A 21977-nucleotide genomic window follows, 5' to 3' on the forward strand; every position below is an offset into this window, starting at 1 on the left:
CGACGTGGTTCGTTCGCGAGCGGTAAGGAGACTGGCCGGTGCGCATCCATCATCTGAATTGCGGAACCTGCTGTCCATGGGGGGGGCGGCTGTTCGACGGCGAAAGCCGGGGGCTGCTTCATGGGCACATCGTCTGCCACTGCCTGTTGATCGAAAGCGACGCCGGGCTGGTGCTGATCGATACTGGGGTCGGGCGAGGGGACATCCGCCGCCGCTCGCGCCTGTCGAAATTCTTTCGCTCGCTGAACCAGCCCCAATTTCGCGAGGAGGAGACCGCGGCCCATCAGATTCGCTCGCTTGGCTTCCGCGCCGAGGACGTGCGCCACATCATCATTTCGCACCTCGATTTCGACCACGCTGGCGGGCTGGAGGACTTTCCCAATGCGGCAGTCCACCTGACCGCTCGGGAAAAGGAGGTCGCCGACGAGCAGCGGGGCGGGGCGTTCGTCGGCACTCGCCGCTACCGGCCGGTGCAATGGGACGAGGTGGAGAATTGGAAGCTGTACCCGATGGGCCGCGGCGAGAGATGGATGGGCTTCGACGCGGTCCGGGACCTAGACGGGCTGCCGCCGGAGATCCTGCTGGTGCCACTGGCCGGGCACACCTGGGGGCATAGCGGGGTGGCGATCGACACCGGCGCGGGCTGGCTGTTCTACGCTGCCGACGCTTACTTCCACCATGGCGAGGTCGGATCGCTCAAGCGCAGCTGTACGCCCGGCATGCGCTTCTACCAGCGGATGATGGAAGTCGACCGAAGCGCGCGGCTAGCGAACCAGGCGCGGCTTCGGCGGCTATCCGTGGATCATGCGGGCGACGTCCGCCTGTTCTGCGCCCACGACCTTGCCGAGTTCGACCGCATGGCGGCCAAAGTCAGCGGAGACTGATCACAGTTCTGGCGGGGTGTTTCCGGTGGCTTCCTCGCGCTGCTCGGCGCGAGCCTGGTCGATGATCTGCTGCAAGCAGCCGGTATGCCCGCCGGGGCCGACGGCGGAACAGCTGTTGATGCCCGTGCGGCCGACGGTCTCAAAGCTCTTGGCGCGCTCCGCCCACGACTGGCGGCTTTGCAGAGAGCCACCGGCGCGCAGGGACTCCGGAATGCGGTAGCGTTCGGCTTCGGGCTTGCGGGCGCAGACCACCACTTCGTCGTCGGTCGAGCGTGGGCAGGGGTCGGTGCCATAGACGATGATCTCGGCGATCCGGCCGCTGGTGCCCTGCGCCGCCGCCGGCGCCATGCCCGCCGCGGCGAATGCGCCCGTAAGCGCGAGCGCAGCGAGAGGAGCCTGTACTCTGAACATCATTGCTTCCTTTCGAGGCTACAGCGGGCAAGCCGCCGAGCCGTTCCCTAGATCCGCTTGGAAAGTTCGATCGCCACCCGGCAGATGCCGCGGATGACGGTAGTGAAGACGGGGTATGCCGGCGCGTCCATCGCCCCCGCTTCGCGAGCGGTGTCGCGATGTTCCAGCTCCTCGGCCTGGAATTCGAGAATGTCGGCCGAAAGCTCCGGGTCGCTGTCGCCAAGCTCGCGCAGCTGCTCCTCGTAATGCTTGTCGATCTCCGTTTCGACCGCGTCGGTGCAGGCCATCGCCGCCTCTTCGGAGATCAGCGCGCTGACCGCCCCCAGCGCAAACCCGCCAACATGCCACAAGGGGTGGAGCAAAGTGGGACGCACCCGCCGCTCGGCAAGCAGATGGTTGAAGCGCTTGAGGTGACGTGCCTCCTGGCCGGCCATCCGGGCGACCAGGTGCGCTGCGGGCGACGAGCGGCGCAGTACGGCCAACTGCCCGGCATAGATGCGGGTCGCGCCGAACTCGCCGGCCTGGTCGACGCGCAGCATGGACGCGCTGTCCGGGCGGCGGTCGCCCGGCCGCCAGCGCGGCTGGGTCAGCGGCGGCGCAGGGTCAGCCATGCGACGGCTCCAGCGGTCGTGAGGGAGATGAGCGCGTTCCAGCCGGCCATGGAAATGCCGAAGAAGGCGAACTGGACCTGGTCGCAGCGGACCAGCGGCGTGTTCATGATCGAGTTGAGCAGGTCGGCGGGGCTGCCGCCGGTTGCGGTCGATGCACAGGTGGTGAGACCTTCCCACCAGCCGAGCTCTACGCCGGCATGGAACACCCCGATGGCGCCGGAGAGGGCAATGGCCAGTGCCGCCAGGATCACCAGTGGGCGCCGCGCTCCGACCGCGAAGAACGAAAATCCGGCTAGCGCGATTGCAGCCCAATGCGGGTAACGCTGCCAGTAGCACATCTCGCACGGGTGCAGGCCGCCCAGGTGCTGCGAACCAAGCGCTCCGGCGAGCAGGGCAGCCGGGACCAGCCACGCGATCCACTGCGCCATCCGCAGCGAATCGCCCGTGCGCGCCTGCGCAGCCAAGCTTCCGCTTCGCGCGTCCATGCGCCTAGCGCGACTTGGCCGGTACGCCGCCGGCCGCGGTCTGCGTTGGCGGGGCGAGCCGCTTCAGCGTCTGCAGCGCGTAGTGCAGCTGGAAGTCCTCGACGCCCTTCTTCTTCAGTTCCGCGGCGGTCATCGCGAAGCGCGGATCAGTCCCCTCGTCGCGTTCGAGCAATTTATCATCGACCTTGGCCTGGCTCAGCAGGTGGCGGCGAAGGTCGGCCTCGCGCACGGTCGGGCGGCTCTTGTAATCCTCGTCGCTGAGCTGCGGGACGGCGATGTCGGGATCGATCCCACCAGCCTGCACCGATTTGCCGGATGGGGTGAAGTAACGCGCAGTGGTCAGGCGGAGCGCGCTGTCCTGGGCGAGCTGGATGACCGTCTGGACCGAGCCCTTGCCGAAACTACGCTCGCCCATGACGATGGCGCGGCGTTGGTCTTGGAGCGCACCCGCGACGATCTCGGCGGCCGAGGCGCTGCCGGCATCCACCAGCACGATGATCGGCAGGCCGTGCGCCATGTCCCCCGGCTTGGCGTAAAAGCGCTCGATATCGCCTTTCTCGCGACCGCGTTCGGAAACGATCTCGCCACGTTCGAGGAAGGCGTCGGAGACGCGGATGGCCTGGTCAAGCAGACCGCCGGGGTTGGAGCGGAGATCGACGATGTAACCGGTCGGCCGCCCGCCCGTCGCCTTGTCGATGGCGGTCAGCGCCGCCTCGGTCGCCTCGCCGACGTTGGCCGAGAATTGGTTGATATTGAGGATTCCGACCCCGTCCTTGATCTCCCACTTCACCGGGCGGAGCTCGATCCGCTCGCGGACAATGGACAGGTCGAATGGCTTGTCGCGGCCCGGCCGGACCACCGTCAGCTTGATCGCCGACCCGGGCGCGCCGCGCATCTTTTCCACCGCCTGGTCAAGCTCGAGCCCGTAAAGCAACTCGCCATCGATGTGGGTGATATAGTCGCCGGCCTTCATCCCGGCGCGCGCGGCCGGAGTGTCCTCGGTCGGAGTGATCACCTTGACGGTGCCGTCCTCCATCGTGACCGACAGGCCAAGACCGCCGTAGTTCCCGTCGGTGGTCGTCTTCATCTGCTGGAAGTCGGACGCTTCCAGGTAGGAACTGTGCGGATCGAGTGCGGCGAGCATGCCGTCGATCGCGCCCTTGATCAGCGTATGATCGTCGACCTGGTCGACATAGTTGGCGCGCACCCGCTCGAAGACGCCCATGAACGTCTCCAGCTCCTTGTAGGTGTCGACATCGGCCGCGGCGAGCGAGCTGGTGGTCACCGGAACCAGGGCAAGCGCGCCGACCAGGGCGAGCGGGGGAAGAAGCTTGCGGATCATGAGCGCCGAATCCTTCGCTGGGCTTGATTCCATTTAGCCCGAGTTGCCGCCATTTGACAGCAAGGGAGATGAACGAGCGATGAGGGCAGCAGGTTCGGGCCGGCCGTTGCGGCTGAGCTCCACCGTGACGTCGCCGAGCGCCCGGCCGAGCGCGTCTCCGCGGACCACCCGGTCGCCGGACCGCAGGCTGGTGCGAACCTCGGTCAGCAAGGTCATCCAGCCGCTGCCATGATCGATGATCACCACTCCTTCGCGAGAGCGGAACGGGCCGGCGAAGGCGATCCGCCCATCGGCTGGAGCAGTCACGCGGGCGCCCCGCGCGGACCTCAGCTTGAGGCCGCGCGAGCGCACTCCGTTGGCGGAGATTTCACTAAGGCCGGTCAGCACTCGGCCGGACACGGGGAGTTGGTAGCGGATTGCCGGGGGCTCGGCCGAAGTGCCCGCCTGACCTGGCCGAGGCGGCGCCGGCGGCAAGGCTGCAAGCTGCGCCGCGAGTCGTGCGGTGGACCGCGCGCGTCCGCTGTTCTCGCCAAGCGCGGCTGCCAGGTCGGCACTGGCGAGCGCTACGTCGCCCGCGTTCAGGGCCTCTACCCCGAGGGCGGCAGAGCGGACGTTCGCCTGACGTTCGAGCGTCTCGAACCGCGTCTGCGCGGCGGCGAGCTGTTGGCGGCTTCGAGCGAGGTCGCCGCGCGTGGCGGCCACCGCTTCGGCGAGCCGGCGGTTCTCGTCGACCTGCGCAGCTAGCGCGGCCGAGCGGCGGCGAACCTCCGGCACCGTCATGGCGATGAGCGCACGCATGCGGACGAAATCGTCGACCGACCCACCGTCCGCCAGCGCCAGCAGAGGCGGCCGGCGGCCCATCTGCGCCAGCCCGGCGAGCAGCAAGGCAGCGGGCCGTTGCTCGCGCGCGAGCCGCGCGCGATGTTCACTCAATCTGCGCTGCAGGTTCCGACCCTCGAACTCCGCGGCGCTGATCCCCGCTTCGGCAGCCAGGATGGCGGCGGCGGCCGAGGCCTGGGCCCGACGAAAGCGCAGCGCGTCGCTGTCGGCAGACCTGGCCGCGGCGTCGAGCCGCTCGGCCTCGCGCTGCGCCTGGACCGCTTCGGCGCGAGCCTGGGCCGCCGGGTCCGCACCGGTAGCGGACAGCAAGGCCGGGGCGGCAAGCAGCAGGAGCAGGCGGTGCATCGGCCCTAGCCTTCACGATGATAGGGGTGGTTGGCAAGGATCGCGGTTGCGCGAAATAGCTGTTCGGTCAGCATCGCCCGGACCAGCAGGTGCGGCCAGGTTGCGGGACCGAAGCCAAGCAACAGGTCGGCACCTTCGCGGCCGGTGTCGCCGTGCCCGTCGGCCGCGCCGATCAGGAACCGTGCCTCGCGTTTTCCGCCGTCGCGCCAGCGCTCGAGCAGCTTGGCCAGATCGGCGGACGAGAGCGCCTTGCCGCGCTCGTCGAGCGCGACCGTGACGCTGTTGCCGGGCAGCGGGGGAATTGTACCGCCGCGGTCGGGCAGCTCCGTCAGCTTCACCGGCCAGCTGATCCGCTTTAGGTAGCGCTCGACCAGCTCAGCCTCGGGGGAGCGGCCGATCTTCCCGCGAGCAATGATGTGGAGGAGCAGAGTGCGGACCTTCAGACCGTCTGGTCCGCGCGAAGTCGAGAACCTCTATCGAGCCAAGTCGAGAACGTGGCCTCGGCTGCGCTCGGCAGTGCCCCTCGATTTCGCTCGGGCCGTACGGAAATGATCAGCCCGCCGGGCTTGAGTTCGCAGCCTGCTTCGGCGCGTCATCCCCGAACGCCCACATGCGCTCCAGATTGTAGAAGCTGCGGACCTCCGGCCTGAACAGGTGAACGATCACGTCGTCGGCGTCGATCAGCACCCAGTCGGCGGTCGGCAGCCCTTCGATCCGGACCAGGCGCCCGTGATCCTTCTTCAGCCGGTCGGCGAGCTTGGTCGCCATGCTGGCCACCTGGCGCGTCGAGCGGCCGGACGCGATCACCATATGGTCGGCGATGCTGGACTTGCCCGCCAGTGGAATGGAGATCACGTCGACCGCTTGGTCGTCGTCCAGCGACTGCAGAACGATGCGGTGCAGTTCTTCGACGTCGATCGGGGCGGCGGGTGCGCCGGCCTCAGGGGTGTCGTCGGCCAAGGGGTCTCCTGTAATTGCTGGATGCATGAACGCGCGAAAGCCGGCTTTCGGGGCCGGAGAAACGAAGATGCCAGTCGGGATCAGCCAAGCGAAGGGCGGTGGCGGAAGTCCTGTCGGGCGGAAGCCTCAGGAAGAAAATCGCCGGTGCACTCCAACGCGTCCAGCCTGGTGCCTGGCGTTGCGGCCGGACGAAGCCACGCAGCCAACCCATCGCGGGAGCCGCGCGGGCTTCACCATCATACCCGGGCCGCGAAAGCACCGCAATCGGCAGCATGGCGGCAATCCGGCGCCAGTCTTTCCACCCGTGGAACTGGGGCACGGTGTCCTCGCCCATCAGCCAGACGAAGCGGTCGCGCGGAAAGCGGGCCAGCAGCAGCCGCAGCGTGTCGACCGTGAAACGGGTCCCGTTCCGCGCTTCGAAGTCGCTGACCCGGATCCGCGCCCGCCGTGCCTCCACCCGTGCCGAGGCAAGCCGCGCGGCATAGGGCGCCATGCCCGCCTTGGGCTTGAGCGGGTTGCCGGGCGACACCAGCCACCAGACCTCGTCCAGGTCCAATGCGTCCAGCGCCGCCAGGCTCATCCGGCGGTGCGCACGGTGGGCCGGGTTGAAGGAGCCGCCAAGCAGACCGATGCGCCGCATGCGGTGAAGGGCTAGCAGCCGCGAACGGTTTGGACCACTGTGGCGCTGGGGGATGTAGAGATGACGGGCATGGAGCCGATTGCGGATGCGGTCACCGGCGGGCTGGTCGGGCGTGCGGTCGAGCCGGGCGCAGGCGAGGTCGCCGCCGACGGCCACACGCACGAAACCCGATGCCTGAATTGCGGGACTGACCTGGTCGGCGACTATTGCCATGCCTGCGGGCAGCGCGGTCATGTGCACCGCAGCCTCAGTGCCTTCGGACACGACCTCCTCCACGGCGTGTTCCACTTCGAAGGCAAGATCTGGCGAACCCTGCCGATGCTTGTCTGGCGGCCAGGAGATCTGACCCGCCGCTATATCGAAGTAGAGCGGGCCAGCTTCGTCTCGCCGATCGCGCTATTCCTGTTCAGCGTGTTCCTGATGTTCGCGGTGTTGAGCGCGACCGGAAGCGTCGTCACGCCTACCGCCGCCTCGATCGAGCAGGGAATGGAGAATAGTGCGGAGGCTCAGCAGAGGCTGATCGACAGGCTCATCGCGCAGCGGACCGAAGTCGTGTCGAGAGGAGGGTCGACTGCCGCGCTCGACCGCCGACTGGCCGCAGCGGGCGAAGAACTCGGCGTAGTTCGCGCCATGTCCGAACGTGGCATCATCGCCGGTAGTGCGGTGCGATTGTCGGACGACGTCCCGGAATTTCTCCGCGGCCCATTCGAAAAGGCCGGCAAGAACCCGGAGCTGTTGCTCTTCAAGCTGAAGACCAATGCCTACAAGTTCAGCTGGATGCTGATACCGCTGTCGGTGCCCTTCCTGTGGCTGCTGTTTCCGTTCAGCCGTCGCTTCCGGATGTACGACCACACGGTGTTCGTCACTTACTCATTGTGTTTCATGACCCTGCTTGCGCTGGTCGGGAGCCTGCTGATGGCCGCAGGATGGGGGAGCCTGGCCTCGTTCCTCTGGTTCGTGCCGCCGATCCATATGTACCGCCAGCTGCGCGACGCCTACTCGCTGTCCCGCGGATCGGCGCTGTGGCGGACACTGCTGCTGCTGGTCTTTACAATGACGGCGTTGACGGCGTTCCTGCTGATCCTCGTCGGGCTGGGGATCTTCGACTAGCCCTTGCAGGGAAATTTGACGGCGAGCACTCGCGTCGTGGCTTCTGTCATGTCGATCTTCTGCCGTTCCGCCTGCGGGATCGCGCTGAGATGCTTCATGAACTCCGTGCTGGTCATGCTTTGCGGACCTTCCGGCGGGCAGTAGCGCGGCCTGGAACCGGACTTGACCGCCGCGAGGCGGAGTTCGCGAGAGCGCTGTCCGGCCGCCTTCCCCTCGCTCATCAGTGCCTTGATCTCGCCCGGCGAGAAGACCGCCATGGCGCCCTTTTTGGTGAGCGCGGTCGCCCGCTTGTGAAAGGCTTCGGCATTCATCGACTGGGCGGACGCCGCCGCCGGGACCATCAAGAAGACAGCGGCAAGCACGATCGATTTACGCAAGAACATTCTCCCATTTCGGCGACGCGCAGAAAAGGGGAGATCGTCGCTGAATGCAACTTTAACGGTGCGTGATCAGGCGCCCGCCGGAGCCGCTCCGCCAACGCCCGCTTGCGGGCGCTTGCTCTTGGGAATGGAGGTGCCGGTCGCCGGTATGATCGGCTTGTGGCCGTGACCCCGGTCGATTGTTCCGCCGTTCAGGACCGACTTGATTTCGTCGCCGCTGAGTGTCTCATATTCCAGAAGGGCGCGGGCCAGCGTCTCCAGTTCGTCGCGATGCTCTTCCAGCAGATGCTTGGCGCGGTCGTAGCCAGTCTCGACGATCCGCCGGATTTCGGCGTCGATCGCCTGCGCGGTCTCGTTGGACATGTTCTTCTGGCGATTGACTGAATAGCCGAGGAACACCTCTTCGTCCGCTTCGGCATATTGCAGCGGCCCGAGCGCATCGGACATGCCCCACCGGGTGACCATGTCGCGCGCCAGGCCGGTGGCATACTGAATGTCAGACGAGGCGCCCGAGCTGACCTTGTCGTAGCCGAAGATCACTTCCTCGGCGACCCGGCCGCCCATGGCCACTGCCAGGTTCGCGTACATCTTGTCCCGGTGATAGCTGTAGCTGTCCCGTTCAGGCAGGCGCATGACCATGCCCAGAGCCCGGCCGCGCGGGATGATCGTCGCCTTGTGGATCGGATCGGACGCGGGCTCGTGCAGAGCGACGATCGCGTGACCGGCCTCATGGTAGGCGGTCATCTTCTTCTCATCTTCGGTCATGACCATCGAGCGTCGCTCGGTGCCCATCATGACCTTGTCCTTGGCTTCCTCGAACTCGCTCATCGCGACCAGCCGCTTGCCCTTGCGCGCGGCGAGCAGCGCCGCCTCGTTGACGAGGTTGGCGAGGTCGGCGCCGGAGAAGCCGGGCGTGCCCCGGGCGATCACCCGCGAGTCGACGTCAGGCGCGAGCGGCACCTTCTTCATGTGGACGCCCAAGATCTGCTCGCGGCCGTCGATATCGGGCCGTGGCACCACCACCTGGCGGTCGAATCGGCCCGGACGCAGCAGCGCCGGGTCGAGCACATCGGGACGGTTGGTCGCTGCGATGATGATGATGCCTTCGTTGGCCTCGAAGCCGTCCATCTCCACCAGCAGCTGGTTGAGCGTCTGCTCGCGCTCGTCGTTGCCGTTGCCGAGGCCGGCGCCGCGATGGCGGCCGACCGCGTCGATCTCGTCGATGAAGACGATGCACGGCGCCGACTTCTTGGCCTGCTCGAACATGTCGCGAACGCGGCTGGCGCCGACGCCGACAAACATCTCGACGAAGTCGGAGCCGGAGATGGTGAAGAAGGGCACTCCGGCCTCACCGGCGATAGCGCGGGCGAGCAGGGTCTTGCCGGTGCCGGGCGAGCCGACCAGCAGCGCGCCCTTGGGGATCTTGCCGCCCAGCCGGGCAAACTTGCCGGGATCCTTGAGATATTCGACGATTTCCTGAAGCTCTTCACGCGCTTCGTCGATGCCGGCGACGTCGGCGAAGGTCACACGGCCCTGCTTCTCCGTCAGCATTCGGGCGCGGCTCTTGCCGAAGCCCATCGCGCCCGACCCGGCATTCTTCTGCATCTGGCGCATGATGAAGAACGACACGCCGAGGATCAGCAGGAAGGGCAGCGACTGGTAGAGCAGGATCAGCCAGAAGCTCGACTGCTCGGCGTCCTTCGCCTGGACCTGGACGCCCTTCTGGATCAGGCGATCGGTAACCTGCGCGTCAGACGGCGCGGTGGTCGAAAAGCCGCTGCCGTTGGCCAGCTTGCCGACGATCACCTGATTGCCGCTGGCGCCGGTCGCGGTGGTGACCGAGCGAACATTGCCCTCGTCGACCTGGCGGACGAACTCGGAATAAGCGATTGGGTCTCCCGCCGCGGCGCGGCTGCCGCCGTCGATCATCTGCGCGAACAGCACCAGACCGAACAATACCGCGACCCAGATCAGCAGGCTCTTCGTCCAGGGGTTGCCGGGCTTCTTGTCCTTGTCGTTCATGACCGTCCTTTGCGTGCGTGCCGGCAAGATAGGCGCTTGGCCCTTAATGACAATGGAACGGCGACCTGTAGCCCCGCTGCAACGGCGAGCCGGTTAGCGGCGGGGTGGTTAAGCTGCGCGACAGGCCGAATCCCCGAAGGGGTGCCAGGATCGCTTTGTTCCTGCATGAAACAGGAGCCGGGCCGAATGGAACCGGCATCCTCTTTCAGGCATATTCACTTTGCCACCCGGGAGAAGAAATGCGCCTTCTTGCCCTGTTCTGCTGGCTTCTTGCATTTACCGCCCAGCCCGCGGCGGCCGCGTCGAGTGCCAACCTGCGCCCGCTGGAGCAGCAACTGGCCGCGCTGTTGGCCAATCGTCCGGGCGATTATGGGGTTTCCGCGCTCGACCTCGACACGGGTGAGGCGGTCAGCGTCAATGGCGACAAGGCGTTTCCGATGGCCAGCACGATGAAGGTCGCGGTGGCCGCCGCCTACCTGCAGCAGGTCGACTATGGCCGGCGGTCGCTCGACGACCGCATCGGCTCCCGCTCCGCGCGGCAGCTGATGGAGGCGATGCTGATCAAATCGGACAATGCCGCCACCGACATGCTGATGCGCGACCTGGGCGGACCGTCCGGCATCCAGACCTGGCTGAGCCACAACGGGTTCAGCAACATGCGTGTCGACCGCACCATCGCCCGGCTTCTCGCAGACCCGCGCGACCTGTGGGACCTGCGCGACTCGAGCACGCCCAACGCGATGGTGGCGATGTTGAAGCAGCTTGATCGCGGCCGGGTGCTGAAGCCGCACAGCCGCATGTACCTGCTGCAAACGATGGGCCGCTGCGCCACCGGGAAGAACCGCATCCGCGGCCTGCTGTCGCCCTTCACGCCGGTGCAGCACAAGACGGGCACGCTCAACAATTATACCAGCGACGTCGGCTACATCACGCTGCCGGACGGACGGCGGCTGGCGGTCGCCTTTTTCGCCCGTGGGGGCACCGACCGCCCGCGCGGGATCGCCGAAGCGGCACGCACCATCTACTACGGCTTCGCGACCATGGTCCGGCAGACCTTCACCGCTCCTGCCGTGCTCGGCGGTGCCCCGGTGCTCGGCGCCAACTAACGCCGGGGTGGCGCAGGGGCGATCCGCCATCGCTCGCCACCGCTGAGCTGGAGCCCCGACAAGGTACAACTGCCGTTTGAGCGGAGCACGGCCAGCGCACGGTCGAGGTCCGGTCCGCGCGGCGGGGGTGCGCCCAGCTTCACGAAAGCCAGCAGCATGAGGCGGCGCTGAAGCTCCGCCGGCAGGTCGGCAGCGGTCAGCAGGAGCTCAGAGGGCCGGTCCTCTGCCCGCAAACTGAACATGCTTGCGGCCGCGAATTCGAGGGCTTCCTCGGAAGCCGCAAGGTGGGCTGCGCTGGCCGCCAGCCGTGCGGGCTGTAGCCACTCCGTGCGCTCCAGCAGCTTGCGGGCAGCGGTACGATCGTGGCGCGGGTCGTGGTTCGCCGGGTCGCGGATGGGGATCAAACCGGCTGCTTCGACGATCGCCTCCAGTTCGCTCTTTCGCCAACTCAGGAGGGGCCGGAGCACCGTCGCCCCGGCCAGCGGACTGCAGGCGCGGATGCTGCTCAGCCCCGCCAGCCCCGCGCCGCGGGCCAGCCGCAACAGCAAAGTCTCGGCCTGGTCGTCGGCATGGTGGGCGGTGAGGATGGCGGCGAGGCGGCGTTCATGCGCCCATTTGGCGAGGGCGGCGTAGCGCACTTCGCGGGCCCGCGCCTGAAGGCTTGCGCCCGGCTCCACCCTGACTGGCAGGACGGCGTGCGGGATCGTCCGTTCGGCGCAGACCCGCGCAACGAACCGGGCCTCGTCCGCGCTGTCGTGCCGAAGCCCGTGGTCCACTGTCGCCGCCTCGATCTCGCCCGGGCGCGCGGCGGCGGCAAGCAACAGAAGCGCGAGGCTGTCAGGCCCGCCGGACACGGCAATACCGATCCGCCCGCCAGGCGAGAGTAAGCGGGTTAGATCGCGGTTGAAGCGCTCAAGCGGAAGCAATCCAGCCTACCGCCAGCTGTCCGATTGCCTCAGCAACCGGCCCTGCTTTTGGCTCCGGGCAACAGGCTCTTCAGCTCCCCGCGCATGTTGGCACCATAGACCTCTTCCAACTCGGCATAGGCCTTACAGGCCTGACCCGCCTGCTTGAGCGCAACGAGCGCCTGGCCGAGGTAGAACAGGCTGTCAGGCGCGCGTTCGCCCTTGGGGTTGCCGCGGTAGTTGGCGAGCAGGGCTTCCGCTGCGGCCCGCGGCTCGCCCTTGTCGAGCAGGGACCGACCAACGAGGTTGTTGGCCCAGCTCACCCGCCGGTGGCCGGGAAAAGACGAGGCCATCGCGCGCAGGGCGGTGATCGCCTGATCGTACTTCTTCTGGGTCCAGAGCTGGAAGCCGGCATCATAAGCCGCTTCGCCGTCGGCGACGAAGGTCGATCCGCTCGGGTCCGCGGGCTTGGGAGCCGCCGGCTTGGTGGCTGGCTCGGCCCTGGGTTGAACGCGCCTGGGAGCATCGGGGTCGGAGACGGTGCCGGTCGCCGGAGCAGCGGCTCGGGGAGCGTTCTCCAGGTCGCGAAGCCGCCGCTCGAGATCGCTGCGGGAGCGGGCAAGTTCGGCCTCCAGCGTCGCGACGCGGGTTCCATTCTCCTGTGCCACCCGGGTCATTTCCGCCAGCTGCCGCTCCAGATTGTCGATCCGGTTGGACAAGGCCACGACCACGATCTGGCTGGCGGCAGGGTCATCGGCGACCCCGGCGGTGTCGACCGGCTGCCCTTGCGGAAAGATGCGGCGCTGGATCTGCCGGGTCTGGCGTTCCAGCCGCTCGATCCGCTCTTCGGGCGAAATCGGGCGCTGCGCAGCCGCCGGCATGGCGAGGGACAAAGCGAGGGCGGACAGGACAATGGTGCGCATGGAGGTCTCTTGAAATGAAGGCCTTGGGACGAAGGGGTGCCGGGCGCTGCCTTGCGCGGAGATGAATCAGCGGCGCGCCGGAGTTGTTGCGGCAGGCGCTGTGGCGCCTGAGCCACGCATCAGCTCGGGCCCGAGCAGGCTGACATCGCGCACCGTGGTCGCCGCAGGGCCGATCGCCGGAGCATCGGCGGTGCCGACCGAAACGCGAAGCGCCTCAGGCTTGCCGGTGCGCAGCAACGGCGCGGTTGCCGAGGCCGGCACCTCGAAGCTCTGTCCGGCGCGGAGCTCACCCTGGAACAGAGTCTGGCCGGCGCGCTCATAGACCTGAATCCAGACCGGCTCGTTGGCGGTGATCACGACCGGCCCCGCCGCCGCCGGCGCTGGCGCCGCCGCCGGTTGAACCGGAGCCGCCTCCGTGCCCCCGGCAACCGCGACCGGGGCGGCATCGTCCGCCTCCAGGCTGCGCTCGCGCAGGAACAGCAAGGCCGCGATCAAGAGGCCGACCGCCACGACGGCCCCGATCACCAGCCACTTGGGCATGACCCGAGCCGGGTCGGCAGGCTCAAACACGTCCGGCGCAGTCGACTGCGGGCGAGTGCCGCCCATCTCGGCCCGCAGCTGGTCGCCGACTTCGGTCCGGTCCAATCCAACCGCGGAGGCGTAGGATTTGGCGAAGCCGATGGAATAAGTGGGTGCGGGAAGCTTGTCCCAGGCGCTGGCCTCGATGCTTTCCAGGTGGCGGGTTGGGATGCGGGTGCGGGCGGCCACGTCTTCAAGGCTCATGTCCTGAGCCTCCCGGGCGGCTTTCAACCGTTCGCCGACCGTCGTTTCGATACCCGCTGCCTCATCAACCATGATCGTCCCGCCTGGCCCCGTTTGCGCCTTGTCCAAACCCACGAGCAGCCTGTCAACGCCCTTCGACATCTGCGCTGGTCGCCGAGGGCTGCTCAGCCCAGCATCACACCCTGCTTCTTGCCCCATTCGGTCAGCGTCCGGCGCAGGTCGCGCGGCGGTCGCGCGAGCCATTGTTCCATCCGGGCGCGGATTGCGGAGGCATCGAGCGAGCGGATCATCGCCTTGACGGGCCCGACCGCCGCCGGCGTGATCGAGAAGTTCTCGAGCCCGATGCCGATCAGCGCCATTGCCTCGAGCGGGCGGCCGCCCATCTCCCCGCAGATGCGGACCGGCACTCCGGCAGCATCGGCCTCGCGGATCACCCGGCGCAGAAAGCGCAGGATCGCCGGGCTCAGCCAGTCGTAGCGCAGCGCCAGCCGCGGATCGGCGCGGTCGGCGGCAAACAGGAACTGGGTGAGGTCATTGGTCCCGATCGATAGGAAATCGAGCCGCGGCAGGAGCACGTCGAGCATCTCGGCTAGGCTCGGCACCTCCAGCATCGCGCCGAACTCGACCCGCGCGGGCGTCGGCCGCCCGGCCAAGCGGGCCCATTCCAGCTGATCCTCGAACAGCTTGCGAGCTTCTTCATATTCCCACGGTTCCGACACCATCGGAAACATCACCCGTAGCGTCCGCCGGTCCGCGGCTTCGATCAGGGCCCGGGCCTGGGCCTTCATCAAGGTCGAGCGTTCCAGGCTGAGCCGCAGCGCACGCCAGCCCATGGCGGGGTTCTCCGCCTCGTCCCTTTCGTCGGACAGGTAGGGCAGGGCCTTGTCGCCGCCGATGTCGACTGTGCGGAACACCACCGGCTTGTCGCCGGCGGACTCCAGCACCTGCTTGTACAGCCGGTGCTGGCTTTCGCGCCCCGGCAGCGTCGCCGCGACCAGGAACTGGAACTCTGTGCGGAACAGCCCGATGCCGTCCGCGCCGACCGCGCCGAGGCTGGCCGCGTCCTCGGCAAGCCCGGCATTGACCATCAGCGTCGTACGAAGGCCATCGCGGGTGACCGGCGGCTCGTTTCGGATCGCCGCGAACTCGGCCCGTCGGCGCTGGCTGGTCGCCATGCGGCTTTCGAACGTGGACAGGGACGCACTCGCGGGGCGGACGACAATGCTTCCCTGGTCGCCGTCGAGCAGGATGACGTCGCCCTCATTGGCGGTATGGCGGATGTCCGGCACCCGGCCGATCACCGGGACGCCCATTGCGCGGGCAACGATGGTGACGTGCGCGGTCAGCGATCCTTCCTCCAGGATCACACCCTTCAACCGCCGCCGGTCATATTCCAGCAGTTCCGCCGGCCCGAGGTTGCGCGCGATCAGGATCGTGTCACGGTTGAGGCCGGTCTGCGCCGCGGTGCCCATCCGGCCGGAGACGATGCGTTGCAGCCGGTTGGACAGGTCTTCCAGGTCGTGCATCCGCTCCTTCAGAAGCGGATCGTCGATCTCCTGCATCCGTGCTCGGGTGCGCTGCTGCACCCGCTCGATCGCGGCCTCGGCGGTGAGGCCACTGTCGATCGCCTCGTTGATTCGCCGCGCCCAGCCTTCGTCATAGGCGAACATCTTGTAGGTCTCGAGGATCTCCTGATGCTCGCCGGCTGTGCCGAACTCGGCCTCGCGCGTCATATGCTCGATCTGTTCGCGCATCTTGCGGAACGCGGCGTAGACCCGCGCACGCTCCAGCTCGGTATCCTCGGCGACCGTATGCTCCACCACGATGCGGGGTTGGTGGAACACGGCGCTGCCCTTGGCCATGCCGGTAACGAGCTTGAGCCCCGCCAGCCGCACCGTGCCGCCATCGCGCTGCCCGCGCCGGCGGTCCGACCCGTCGACCAGCCGGGCGCCGGCAATCAGTTCGGCCAGCACCATCGCCACGGTCTGCAAGGCCTCGATCTCGACATCGTCGTAGCGCCGCGCCTCCGCATGCTGGACGGCAAGCACGCCAATCGCCGTTTCGCGGCGGACGATGGGCACTCCGGCAAAGCTGTGGAAGCTTTCTTCGCCAGTTTCCGGCCGGTAGGCGAAAGCGGGGTGGCTCGACGCTTCCGCCAGGTTGAGGATCCGACCTTCGGCGGCAATGGTGCCGACCAGGCCCTGGCCCATTGCCAGCCGAGTGACATGCACCGCTTCCTTGCGCAGGCCGTGGGTCGCGAACAGTTCCAGGCTGTTGTCGCGCAGCAAGTAGATTGAGCAGACCTCACTCCTCATCGCCTCGGCGATCAGGTCCACCACGCGGTCGAGCTTGACCTGCGCCGAGCCCTTCCTGGCCATCACGTCGTGCAGACCCGTCAGGATCTCGCGGGCGGCGGTGGCGGCGGTCAGCGGCATGCAACAAGCGCTAACAGGAAGGGGCGGCGCTTCCAAGCGACAGCGGCCCGCGCCGTCGGCCGCGCGGCCGATCGGTCCGTTTCCGAGGTGATGGCAGTGTTCCGGAAAGATGGGCGGCTGCACCCGGGCGCTTCAATCGAGGAGCGGCGGCATGCCACGAACTACCCTGATGCGCGCCCAGCACGATCTTGCCGTGGCCCTTGTCGGGGAGATCGCGGCGCTGAGCCTGCAGCCGCCAAGCGAGCCGCAGGCGTTCCAGATCGTGCTCAAGCTCGCGAAGCTCACCGGCCTGCTGCGCATTCATTTCGCCCAGGAAGACCGGTTACTCTATCCGGCTCTGACCGCGGTCGACAACAGCGAAGCATCGCTCACCGCGATCCGGTTCCAGGCCGAGATGGGCGACCTGTCGCGCCGGTTCGAGGATTTCGCGCAACGCTGGTCGGCGTCGACGGTGGTGCTGGCCAACTTCGTCGAATTTCGCCGGGAGAGCCGTACGATCTTCGGCGCCCTGAAACACCGGATCGAGCAGGAGAATGCGGTCCTGTACCCGTTCGCCGACGCCCTTGACGATCCGGCGCTGGTGCGGATCGCCTAGTCGTCAGCCGCGGCTTTCCAGCGCAGCGGCGGCTTCGTCGACCAGTTCGGCAAGGATCGCTGCGACCGGCTCCTCGCGAGTGACCATGCCGACCGACTGACCCGCCATCACGCTGCCGGTCTCGACGTCACCGTCGATCACTGCTCGGCGAAGGGCGCCGGCCCAGTAATGTTCGATCTGCAGCTGCGCCTCGGCCATCTCCAGCCGCTTGCCGTCGAGATGCTCGGCGATCTCGCGCTGCTTGGCGGCGAAGCGCTCGGTTTCCTTGTTCTTGAGCGCACGGACCGGGATCACCGGCAGGCGCGGGTCGATTTGAACGCTCGGCACCGCGTCGCGGGCCGAGGCGCGCAGGAAGGCCTTCTTGAAATTGGCGTGGGCGATACTCTCGTGTGCGCAGACGAAGCGGGTGCCGAGCTGCACTCCGCTGGCGCCCATCTCGAGATAAGCGGCAATCGCTTCGCCGCGGCCGATGCCCCCGGCGACGAAGACTGGGATGTTGGCCGCCACGTGCGGCAGGATCTCCTGCGCCAGGACGGAGGTCGAGACCGGCCCGATGTGGCCGCCGGCTTCCATCCCCTCGATCACGATCGCGTCGACCCCGGAGCGCATCAGCTTTTTCGCCAGCGAGAGCGCCGGGGCGAACGCGATCAGCCTGGCTCCCCTCAGCTTGATCCGCTCGATCGCGCCACCGGGCGGCAGGCCACCGGCGAGGACGACATGGCCGACCCCATGCTTGGCACAGACGTCGATCAGTTCGGACAGCTGCGGGTGCATGGTGATGAGGTTGACGCCGAACGGCCGCTCCGTCCGCGCCCTCGTCTCGGCGATCTCGGTATCGAGCAGCTCCGGGTTCATCGCCCCGCAGGCGATCACGCCGAACCCGCCGGCATTGGAGATCGCGGAAACCAGGTGGCGTTCGCTGACCCAGCTCATCGCCCCGCCCATGATCGCCACTTCGGAGCCGAGGAACTCGGTTCCGCGCCGCCACAGATCGGCGAGGCGCTGGTGCCCGAGTGTGGCATGCACCGGGCGCGGGTTGGTGATCAGGCCTTCGCCGCTCATCGCGCGGCCTCGTCGGCCGGTTCGGGAACGGCATCGAGGCCGAAGGCGGTGTGAAGGACGCGCACGGCAAGCTCCAATTCTTCTTCTGCGATCAGGGCGCTGACCTTGATCTCGCTGGCTGAGACGGCGAGCAGGTTGATGTTGCGGTCGGCGAGCGTGTCGAACATCCGGGCGGCAAGGTCCGGATTGGAGCGGATGCCGACGCCGACGATGCTGACCTTGGCCACCGCCTGGTCGGTCATCATTTCCGAATAGCCGATCGCGGCGCGATGCTCGCCGATCACAGCCATCGCCTGCGCCAGGCTGGGGCGGGGCAGGGTGAAGGTGAGGTCGGACGCGCCCCGGTTCGGGGTGGCGGCGTGGACGATCATGTCGATGGTGATGCCCGCCTTGCTGAGCGGGCCAATGACCGCGGCGACCGTGCCCGGCCGATCGGCGATCCGGGTCAGCGTGACCCTCGCCTCGTTGCGGTCGGCGGCGATGCCGGCGATGGCGTTGCGTTCCATGTCGCTCCTCAAGGTGGTGACGATTTCGGTGCCGGGCCTGTCCTCAAACGCCGACAACACGCGCAGCGGCATGCCCTCGCGCATGGCGAGCCCGACCGAGCGGACCTGGAGCACCTTGGACCCGACTCCGGCCAGCTCCAGCATCTCCTCGAACGTGACCTGGTGCAGCTTGCGGGCGCGGGGCACGATGCGCGGGTCGGTGGTATAGACGCCGTCGATATCGGTGTAGATGTCGCAGCGGTCGGCCTTGACCCCCGCAGCAAGCGCGACCGCGCTGGTGTCCGATCCGCCGCGGCCGAGCGTTGCGATCCGGTTGTCGCCGCTGACGCCCTGGAAGCCGGGGATCACGGCCACCGTGCCGCGCTGCAGTGCTTCGTCGAGCAGCCGGTGCTCGACCGCCTCGATCCGGGCGTTGCCGTGAGCGCCGGAAGCCTGGACCAGCTGCCAGCCCATGAAGCTGCGCGCGTTCACTCCCAGGTTCTGCAGCGTCATCGCGAGCAGGCCGGCGGTGACCTGCTCCCCGCTGGCAACCACCACATCATATTCGCGCGCGTCATGGAGGGCGGCGGCTTCCCGGCACAGCTGGATCAGGCGGTCGGTTTCTCCCGCCATGGCGGAGACGACCACCAGCACCTCGTGGCCCGCTTCCGCTTCCCGCTTGACCCGCTCGGCGACGCTCCGGATGCGCTCCATTCCGGCCATGGACGTTCCGCCGAATTTCATCACGATGCGGGGCATAGGCGGAGCGGGCGGTTCCTTGGGTTGCGGGCGCCGCCCTGTTAGGGTGGGGCCATGAGCGAGACAAGTATACGCCCGTCCGAAGCCGCCCACTTCGGCGCCATGGCTGGTGACTGGTGGGACCCGGACGGTTCGTCGGCGATGCTGCACAAGCTCAACCCGGTGCGGCTATCCTATGTCCGCGACATGGTCGACCAGCATTGGCAGAGCGACGAGCGCTCGCTCCGCCCGCTGGCGGGCCGTATAGCGCTGGACGTTGGCTGCGGCGCGGGCTTGCTGGCGGAGCCGCTCAGCCGCCTGGGCGCGACGGTGACCGGAGTGGATGCCGCGCCCGAACTGATCGCGGCGGCACGCGCCCATGCGTTGGGCCAAGGGCTGGAGATCGACTATCGCGCCTGCGGGGTGGAGGATGTCGCCGGAGTGTTCGATCTGGTCACCGCGATGGAGGTGATCGAACATGTGGCCAGCCCTGCGGCCTTCGTCGCCGACCTCGCCACGCGGCTGGCGCCGGGCGGGCTGCTGATCCTGTCGACGCCGAACCGAACCGCCTGGTCGCGCCTGTTGACCATCACCCTGGCGGAAGGCCTCGGGCGCATCCCCAAGGGCACTCACGACTATGACAGCTTCATCGCTCCGGAGCAGATGAGGGACCTGCTCCATGCCGCCGGGCTGAACGTCATCGACATGGAGGGCATTGCCTTCTCGCCAATGCGCGGGCTGCACCTCAGCGAGGATCTGAGCCTCAACTACCTCGTCGCGGCGGCCCGCTCTTAGCGGCGCACCGCCGGGTCCAGGCGGCGGCGGGTCAGCCCGCGGAATTCGCGAGGGCCGAGGTCGAGGCGAAGCGGGCCCATCTTCTCGGTGTCTTCGCCGCCGCGGCCGACCAGGAAGGCAGCGCTGCTGCGGCCGGAGCCGCCGCTCCAGCGATAACCCGCGTTGAAAGCCACCACCGGCACCAACAGGCGGCGGCCCTCGACCTCATATTCGCGGATGGAGGCGCGCGGCATCCGCACCATGTTGCGCAGCGCAATCTGGCCAAGCGGAGGCACGATTTCGATTCCGCCGCCGTCGCCGTCGGGCCGCTCGTAGAACGAAGCGATCTCCTGGTCCTGCGTGTCGCCGGCGTTGAGCGGGATCGCTTCCACGACCAGGTTGCGGGCTGGAGCGCTGCCGCTGTTGGTGATCAGCAGCTCGAAATGGATGATCGCCTCGTCTTCGGTCACGGCCGCGCGCTCGGCGACCATGTCGATCTCGATCCAGGGACGCAGCCGGGTCGAGACGATGCCCGCCGGCCTAGATGGCGGAGCGGGAGTGGGGCGCGCCGCAGGAGCGGGGGCTCGAACGGGTGGAGCGGGCGCCGCGCGCGGCGGTAATGGCGCCGTCGGGGGAGCCGGGGACGGGAGACCCGCGCCGGCGAAGGCCAGATCGCCGCCCGCGTGCTGTTCACGCTGCCGGCGGACCAGGAACCAGGCGGCCCCGGCCGTGACCAGGGCAGCGAGAAGCCAAGGCAGCCAGCCGAGCGGCGACGGCCCGTCGGCCGGGTCCGCCGCAGCAAAGCTCGGGTCTTCCGCAGTGGCCGGGTCTGGCAGCGGCGGCTGGGTAAACGTTGGGGTGAAGCTCGGCTCGGCCGCGCCCGCGATCGGCGTGTCGGCCGGCGGTTGAAGGCCCAGCGTAACAGATTGCGCCGGCGAGGTGGGGCGGTTCGGCTGGTTTGGCGCCGGGCGGCTGGTCGTCACCGGCGCGGTCACGGTGCTCCGCGGGCGGTCGGGCGATGCGGCCGGGGTGCGAGCGGTGTCGCCTTGGTTGGTCGAAGGCTGCGGGCTCTGTGAAGGATCGCGCTCGGCGGGCGGCGGCGGCGCAGCGTCGGACTGCGCCGGCTCCTGCGTCCGGGTGCCGGGCAAGGAGAAATCGCGCAGCTGCTCGGGGCCGACCGTGCCTTCGCGAGGGGCTGGCGAGGGCGTCACGACATTGCTCTGCGCAGCGACACCCGAAGGGATCGCCGCGGCAGCAAGCATGATCAGGAACGGAATGCGCGAGCCGCGGGGCACAGGCAGTGATGGACCTTTCGAAGGCGCCGGCACCCCCAGGCGCCCCCGCGCCGGTCCGGCAGTCAATTGCGCGCGCCTATGCCTCGCTTCGCGCGCCGCTTCAAGCGATGCGGGATCAGCGCGCGTCCACCAGCACCAGTTCTGCGTCTTCCTGCGCCTCGATCGACAGCGCCTGCTCGCCGGTGATCGCCACCCCGTCGCGCGGCTGTGCAACCCGTCCGTTCACCGCGACTCGGCCGCTCGGGACCAGGTAGAGGTGGCGTGCGGGGTCCGTCTCCAGGCTCAGGCTCTCGCCGGCACGAAGGGTCGCGCCGAGCACCCGCACGTCGGCATTGACGGTCAGCGCGCCATCTGCCGCGTCGCCGCTGGCGAGCAGCTGAAACGCACCATTCCGGGCGTCCTTGGGGAACGGCATCGCGCCCCATGAGGGCGGTGCAGACCGGCGATCGGTGTCGATCCAGATCTGGAACAAGGTCGTTTCCTCGTCCTCCAGATTGTATTCGGCATGGGTGACCCCGGTCCCGGCGCTCATCACCTGCACGTCGCCGGCCGCGGTGCGGCCCTTGTTGCCGAGCGAATCCTGGTGGGTGATCGCGCCGGTGCGGACATAGGTGACGATCTCCATGTCGCGATGCGGATGCGGCGGGAAGCCGGACCGCGCCGCGATGCGGTCGTCGTTCCACACCCGGATCCGGCCCCAACCCATGCGGGCCGGGTCATGGTAATTGGCGAAGGAAAAATGGTGGCGGGCGTCGAGCCAGCCGTGGTCGGCGTGGCCAAGCGAGGCGAAAGGGCGAATGTCGATCATGAGCGAGGAGGTGGTGGCACAAGTCGAGCCCGCCAAGT

At 68.0% G+C, this 21977-nt stretch carries 23 protein-coding genes; 5 read left to right on the forward strand and 18 right to left on the reverse strand.

The window, feature by feature from the left end; all coding sequences use genetic code 11:
* The first annotated feature begins 38 nt into the window (after nucleotides 1-38).
* Nucleotides 39-884 (forward strand): MBL fold metallo-hydrolase, encoded by an 846-nt coding sequence (locus tag ACFQPG_RS03760; RefSeq protein ID WP_380810425.1) that lies wholly within the window; start codon nucleotides 39-41, stop codon nucleotides 882-884.
* On the opposite strand, the gene ACFQPG_RS03765 is transcribed toward ACFQPG_RS03760, so the two are convergent.
* The 8 genes from ACFQPG_RS03765 to ACFQPG_RS03800 form a co-directional block, all read right to left on the reverse strand.
* Entirely contained in the window at nucleotides 885-1298 is a 414-nt protein-coding gene (locus ACFQPG_RS03765; protein ID WP_380810426.1) for a hypothetical protein, read from the reverse strand.
* A gap of 44 nt (nucleotides 1299-1342) precedes the next feature.
* Nucleotides 1343-1906: a demethoxyubiquinone hydroxylase family protein gene (locus ACFQPG_RS03770; RefSeq protein ID WP_380810427.1), complete on the reverse strand. Its 564-nt coding sequence runs from the start codon at nucleotides 1904-1906 to the stop codon at nucleotides 1343-1345.
* Nucleotides 1882-2334 (reverse strand): disulfide bond formation protein B, encoded by a 453-nt coding sequence (locus tag ACFQPG_RS03775; RefSeq protein ID WP_380810428.1) that lies wholly within the window; start codon nucleotides 2332-2334, stop codon nucleotides 1882-1884. The genes ACFQPG_RS03770 and ACFQPG_RS03775 overlap by 25 nt, the downstream gene beginning before the upstream one ends.
* 61 nt (nucleotides 2335-2395) lie before the next feature.
* Nucleotides 2396-3733 carry a S41 family peptidase gene (locus tag ACFQPG_RS03780; RefSeq protein ID WP_380810429.1) on the reverse strand — a complete coding sequence of 446 codons (1338 nt, stop codon included), beginning with the start codon at nucleotides 3731-3733 and terminating at the stop codon, nucleotides 2396-2398.
* 33 nt (nucleotides 3734-3766) lie between these two features.
* The gene (locus ACFQPG_RS03785; RefSeq protein WP_380810430.1) at nucleotides 3767-4918 is read right to left on the reverse strand and encodes a murein hydrolase activator EnvC family protein; all 1152 of its coding nucleotides are present in this window, start codon (nucleotides 4916-4918) and stop codon (nucleotides 3767-3769) included.
* 5 nt (nucleotides 4919-4923) lie between these two features.
* On the reverse strand, nucleotides 4924-5346 hold the full coding sequence (locus ACFQPG_RS03790) for a 23S rRNA (pseudouridine(1915)-N(3))-methyltransferase RlmH (protein WP_380811697.1): 423 nt from the start codon (nucleotides 5344-5346) through the stop codon (nucleotides 4924-4926).
* Nucleotides 5347-5470: 124 nt separating this feature from the next.
* Nucleotides 5471-5905: a ribosome silencing factor gene (gene rsfS, locus ACFQPG_RS03795; RefSeq protein WP_380810431.1), complete on the reverse strand. Its 435-nt coding sequence runs from the start codon at nucleotides 5903-5905 to the stop codon at nucleotides 5471-5473.
* Nucleotides 5859-6536, reverse strand: a complete 678-nt coding sequence (locus ACFQPG_RS03800) for a nicotinate-nucleotide adenylyltransferase (RefSeq protein ID WP_380811699.1) — start codon at nucleotides 6534-6536, stop codon at nucleotides 5859-5861. The genes rsfS and ACFQPG_RS03800 overlap by 47 nt, the downstream gene beginning before the upstream one ends.
* Before the next feature lie 42 nt (nucleotides 6537-6578).
* Between ACFQPG_RS03800 and ACFQPG_RS03805 the strand changes: the two genes are divergently transcribed.
* Nucleotides 6579-7628, forward strand: coding sequence for a DUF3667 domain-containing protein (locus ACFQPG_RS03805; RefSeq protein WP_380810432.1), 1050 nt, complete (start codon nucleotides 6579-6581; stop codon nucleotides 7626-7628).
* Here the strand turns inward: ACFQPG_RS03805 and ACFQPG_RS03810 are convergent.
* Both ACFQPG_RS03810 and ftsH read right to left on the reverse strand, forming a co-directional pair.
* Complete coding sequence (locus tag ACFQPG_RS03810) at nucleotides 7625-8005, reverse strand: hypothetical protein (protein ID WP_380810433.1); 381 nt, start codon at nucleotides 8003-8005, stop codon at nucleotides 7625-7627. The genes ACFQPG_RS03805 and ACFQPG_RS03810 overlap by 4 nt on opposite strands.
* Before the next feature lie 72 nt (nucleotides 8006-8077).
* Nucleotides 8078-10030 carry an ATP-dependent zinc metalloprotease FtsH gene (ftsH, locus tag ACFQPG_RS03815; RefSeq protein ID WP_380810434.1) on the reverse strand — a complete coding sequence of 651 codons (1953 nt, stop codon included), beginning with the start codon at nucleotides 10028-10030 and terminating at the stop codon, nucleotides 8078-8080.
* Between the two features lie 239 nt (nucleotides 10031-10269).
* On the opposite strand from ftsH, the gene ACFQPG_RS03820 reads away from it, so the two are divergent.
* The gene (locus ACFQPG_RS03820) at nucleotides 10270-11136 is read left to right on the forward strand and encodes a serine hydrolase (protein WP_380810435.1); all 867 of its coding nucleotides are present in this window, start codon (nucleotides 10270-10272) and stop codon (nucleotides 11134-11136) included.
* Here the strand turns inward: ACFQPG_RS03820 and tilS are convergent.
* From tilS to ptsP, 4 genes are all read right to left on the reverse strand, one after another.
* Nucleotides 11133-12062: a tRNA lysidine(34) synthetase TilS gene (tilS, locus tag ACFQPG_RS03825; protein ID WP_380810436.1), complete on the reverse strand. Its 930-nt coding sequence runs from the start codon at nucleotides 12060-12062 to the stop codon at nucleotides 11133-11135. The genes ACFQPG_RS03820 and tilS overlap by 4 nt on opposite strands.
* 29 nt (nucleotides 12063-12091) lie before the next feature.
* Complete coding sequence (locus tag ACFQPG_RS03830) at nucleotides 12092-12964, reverse strand: hypothetical protein (protein ID WP_380810437.1); 873 nt, start codon at nucleotides 12962-12964, stop codon at nucleotides 12092-12094.
* A 66-nt stretch (nucleotides 12965-13030) separates the two neighbouring features.
* Nucleotides 13031-13819 carry a helix-turn-helix domain-containing protein gene (locus ACFQPG_RS03835; protein ID WP_380810438.1) on the reverse strand — a complete coding sequence of 263 codons (789 nt, stop codon included), beginning with the start codon at nucleotides 13817-13819 and terminating at the stop codon, nucleotides 13031-13033.
* Between the two features lie 92 nt (nucleotides 13820-13911).
* Nucleotides 13912-16182, reverse strand: coding sequence for a phosphoenolpyruvate--protein phosphotransferase (gene ptsP / locus ACFQPG_RS03840; RefSeq protein ID WP_380810439.1), 2271 nt, complete (start codon nucleotides 16180-16182; stop codon nucleotides 13912-13914).
* A 151-nt stretch (nucleotides 16183-16333) separates the two neighbouring features.
* Here ptsP and ACFQPG_RS03845 point away from each other — a divergent pair, with 151 nt between their 5' ends.
* Complete coding sequence (locus ACFQPG_RS03845) at nucleotides 16334-16777, forward strand: hemerythrin domain-containing protein (protein WP_380810440.1); 444 nt, start codon at nucleotides 16334-16336, stop codon at nucleotides 16775-16777.
* 3 nt (nucleotides 16778-16780) lie between these two features.
* Here the strand turns inward: ACFQPG_RS03845 and ACFQPG_RS03850 are convergent, their stop codons facing one another.
* Nucleotides 16781-17839 (reverse strand): NAD(P)H-dependent flavin oxidoreductase, encoded by a 1059-nt coding sequence (locus ACFQPG_RS03850; RefSeq protein WP_380810441.1) that lies wholly within the window; start codon nucleotides 17837-17839, stop codon nucleotides 16781-16783.
* Nucleotides 17836-19083, reverse strand: a complete 1248-nt coding sequence (locus ACFQPG_RS03855) for an aspartate kinase (RefSeq protein ID WP_380810442.1) — start codon at nucleotides 19081-19083, stop codon at nucleotides 17836-17838. The genes ACFQPG_RS03850 and ACFQPG_RS03855 overlap by 4 nt, the downstream gene beginning before the upstream one ends.
* A 54-nt stretch (nucleotides 19084-19137) precedes the next feature.
* Here ACFQPG_RS03855 and ubiG point away from each other — a divergent pair, with 54 nt between their 5' ends.
* Nucleotides 19138-19857, forward strand: a complete 720-nt coding sequence (gene ubiG, locus ACFQPG_RS03860; protein ID WP_380810443.1) for a bifunctional 2-polyprenyl-6-hydroxyphenol methylase/3-demethylubiquinol 3-O-methyltransferase UbiG — start codon at nucleotides 19138-19140, stop codon at nucleotides 19855-19857.
* On the opposite strand, the gene ACFQPG_RS03865 is transcribed toward ubiG, so the two are convergent.
* Both ACFQPG_RS03865 and ACFQPG_RS03870 read right to left on the reverse strand, forming a co-directional pair.
* The gene (locus ACFQPG_RS03865; RefSeq protein WP_380810444.1) at nucleotides 19854-21131 is read right to left on the reverse strand and encodes a hypothetical protein; all 1278 of its coding nucleotides are present in this window, start codon (nucleotides 21129-21131) and stop codon (nucleotides 19854-19856) included. The two genes, ubiG and ACFQPG_RS03865, sit on opposite strands and share 4 nt — an antisense overlap.
* Before the next feature lie 115 nt (nucleotides 21132-21246).
* Nucleotides 21247-21939 (reverse strand): pirin family protein, encoded by a 693-nt coding sequence (locus ACFQPG_RS03870; RefSeq protein ID WP_380810445.1) that lies wholly within the window; start codon nucleotides 21937-21939, stop codon nucleotides 21247-21249.
* Nucleotides 21940-21977: the final 38 nt, after the last annotated feature.

Origin of the sequence: Sphingomonas sp. GCM10030256, from assembly GCF_042666415.1 — a bacterium.
In the GTDB taxonomy this organism is placed as follows: Bacteria; Pseudomonadota; Alphaproteobacteria; order Sphingomonadales; family Sphingomonadaceae; genus Sphingomicrobium.

What these genes read in the sequence shown, in the direction of transcription:
- ACFQPG_RS03765 (WP_380810426.1), bottom strand. Translation starts at nt 1,298, where the DNA reads ATGATGTTCAGAGTACAGGCTCCTCTCGCTGCGCTCGCGCTTACGGGC.
- ACFQPG_RS03770 (WP_380810427.1), bottom strand. Translation starts at nt 1,906, where the DNA reads ATGGCTGACCCTGCGCCGCCGCTGACCCAGCCGCGCTGGCGGCCGGGC.
- ACFQPG_RS03775 (WP_380810428.1), bottom strand. Translation starts at nt 2,334, where the DNA reads ATGGCGCAGTGGATCGCGTGGCTGGTCCCGGCTGCCCTGCTCGCCGGA.
- ACFQPG_RS03780 (WP_380810429.1), bottom strand. Translation starts at nt 3,733, where the DNA reads ATGATCCGCAAGCTTCTTCCCCCGCTCGCCCTGGTCGGCGCGCTTGCC.
- ACFQPG_RS03785 (WP_380810430.1), bottom strand. Translation starts at nt 4,918, where the DNA reads ATGCACCGCCTGCTCCTGCTGCTTGCCGCCCCGGCCTTGCTGTCCGCT.
- rsfS (WP_380810431.1), bottom strand. Translation starts at nt 5,905, where the DNA reads ATGCATCCAGCAATTACAGGAGACCCCTTGGCCGACGACACCCCTGAG.
- ACFQPG_RS03805 (WP_380810432.1), top strand. Translation starts at nt 6,579, where the DNA reads ATGACGGGCATGGAGCCGATTGCGGATGCGGTCACCGGCGGGCTGGTC.
- ftsH (WP_380810434.1), bottom strand. Translation starts at nt 10,030, where the DNA reads ATGAACGACAAGGACAAGAAGCCCGGCAACCCCTGGACGAAGAGCCTG.
- ACFQPG_RS03820 (WP_380810435.1), top strand. Translation starts at nt 10,270, where the DNA reads ATGCGCCTTCTTGCCCTGTTCTGCTGGCTTCTTGCATTTACCGCCCAG.
- ACFQPG_RS03830 (WP_380810437.1), bottom strand. Translation starts at nt 12,964, where the DNA reads ATGCGCACCATTGTCCTGTCCGCCCTCGCTTTGTCCCTCGCCATGCCG.
- ACFQPG_RS03835 (WP_380810438.1), bottom strand. Translation starts at nt 13,819, where the DNA reads ATGGTTGATGAGGCAGCGGGTATCGAAACGACGGTCGGCGAACGGTTG.
- ptsP (WP_380810439.1), bottom strand. Translation starts at nt 16,182, where the DNA reads ATGCCGCTGACCGCCGCCACCGCCGCCCGCGAGATCCTGACGGGTCTG.
- ACFQPG_RS03845 (WP_380810440.1), top strand. Translation starts at nt 16,334, where the DNA reads ATGCCACGAACTACCCTGATGCGCGCCCAGCACGATCTTGCCGTGGCC.
- ACFQPG_RS03850 (WP_380810441.1), bottom strand. Translation starts at nt 17,839, where the DNA reads ATGAGCGGCGAAGGCCTGATCACCAACCCGCGCCCGGTGCATGCCACA.
- ACFQPG_RS03855 (WP_380810442.1), bottom strand. Translation starts at nt 19,083, where the DNA reads ATGCCCCGCATCGTGATGAAATTCGGCGGAACGTCCATGGCCGGAATG.
- ubiG (WP_380810443.1), top strand. Translation starts at nt 19,138, where the DNA reads ATGAGCGAGACAAGTATACGCCCGTCCGAAGCCGCCCACTTCGGCGCC.
- ACFQPG_RS03870 (WP_380810445.1), bottom strand. Translation starts at nt 21,939, where the DNA reads ATGATCGACATTCGCCCTTTCGCCTCGCTTGGCCACGCCGACCACGGC.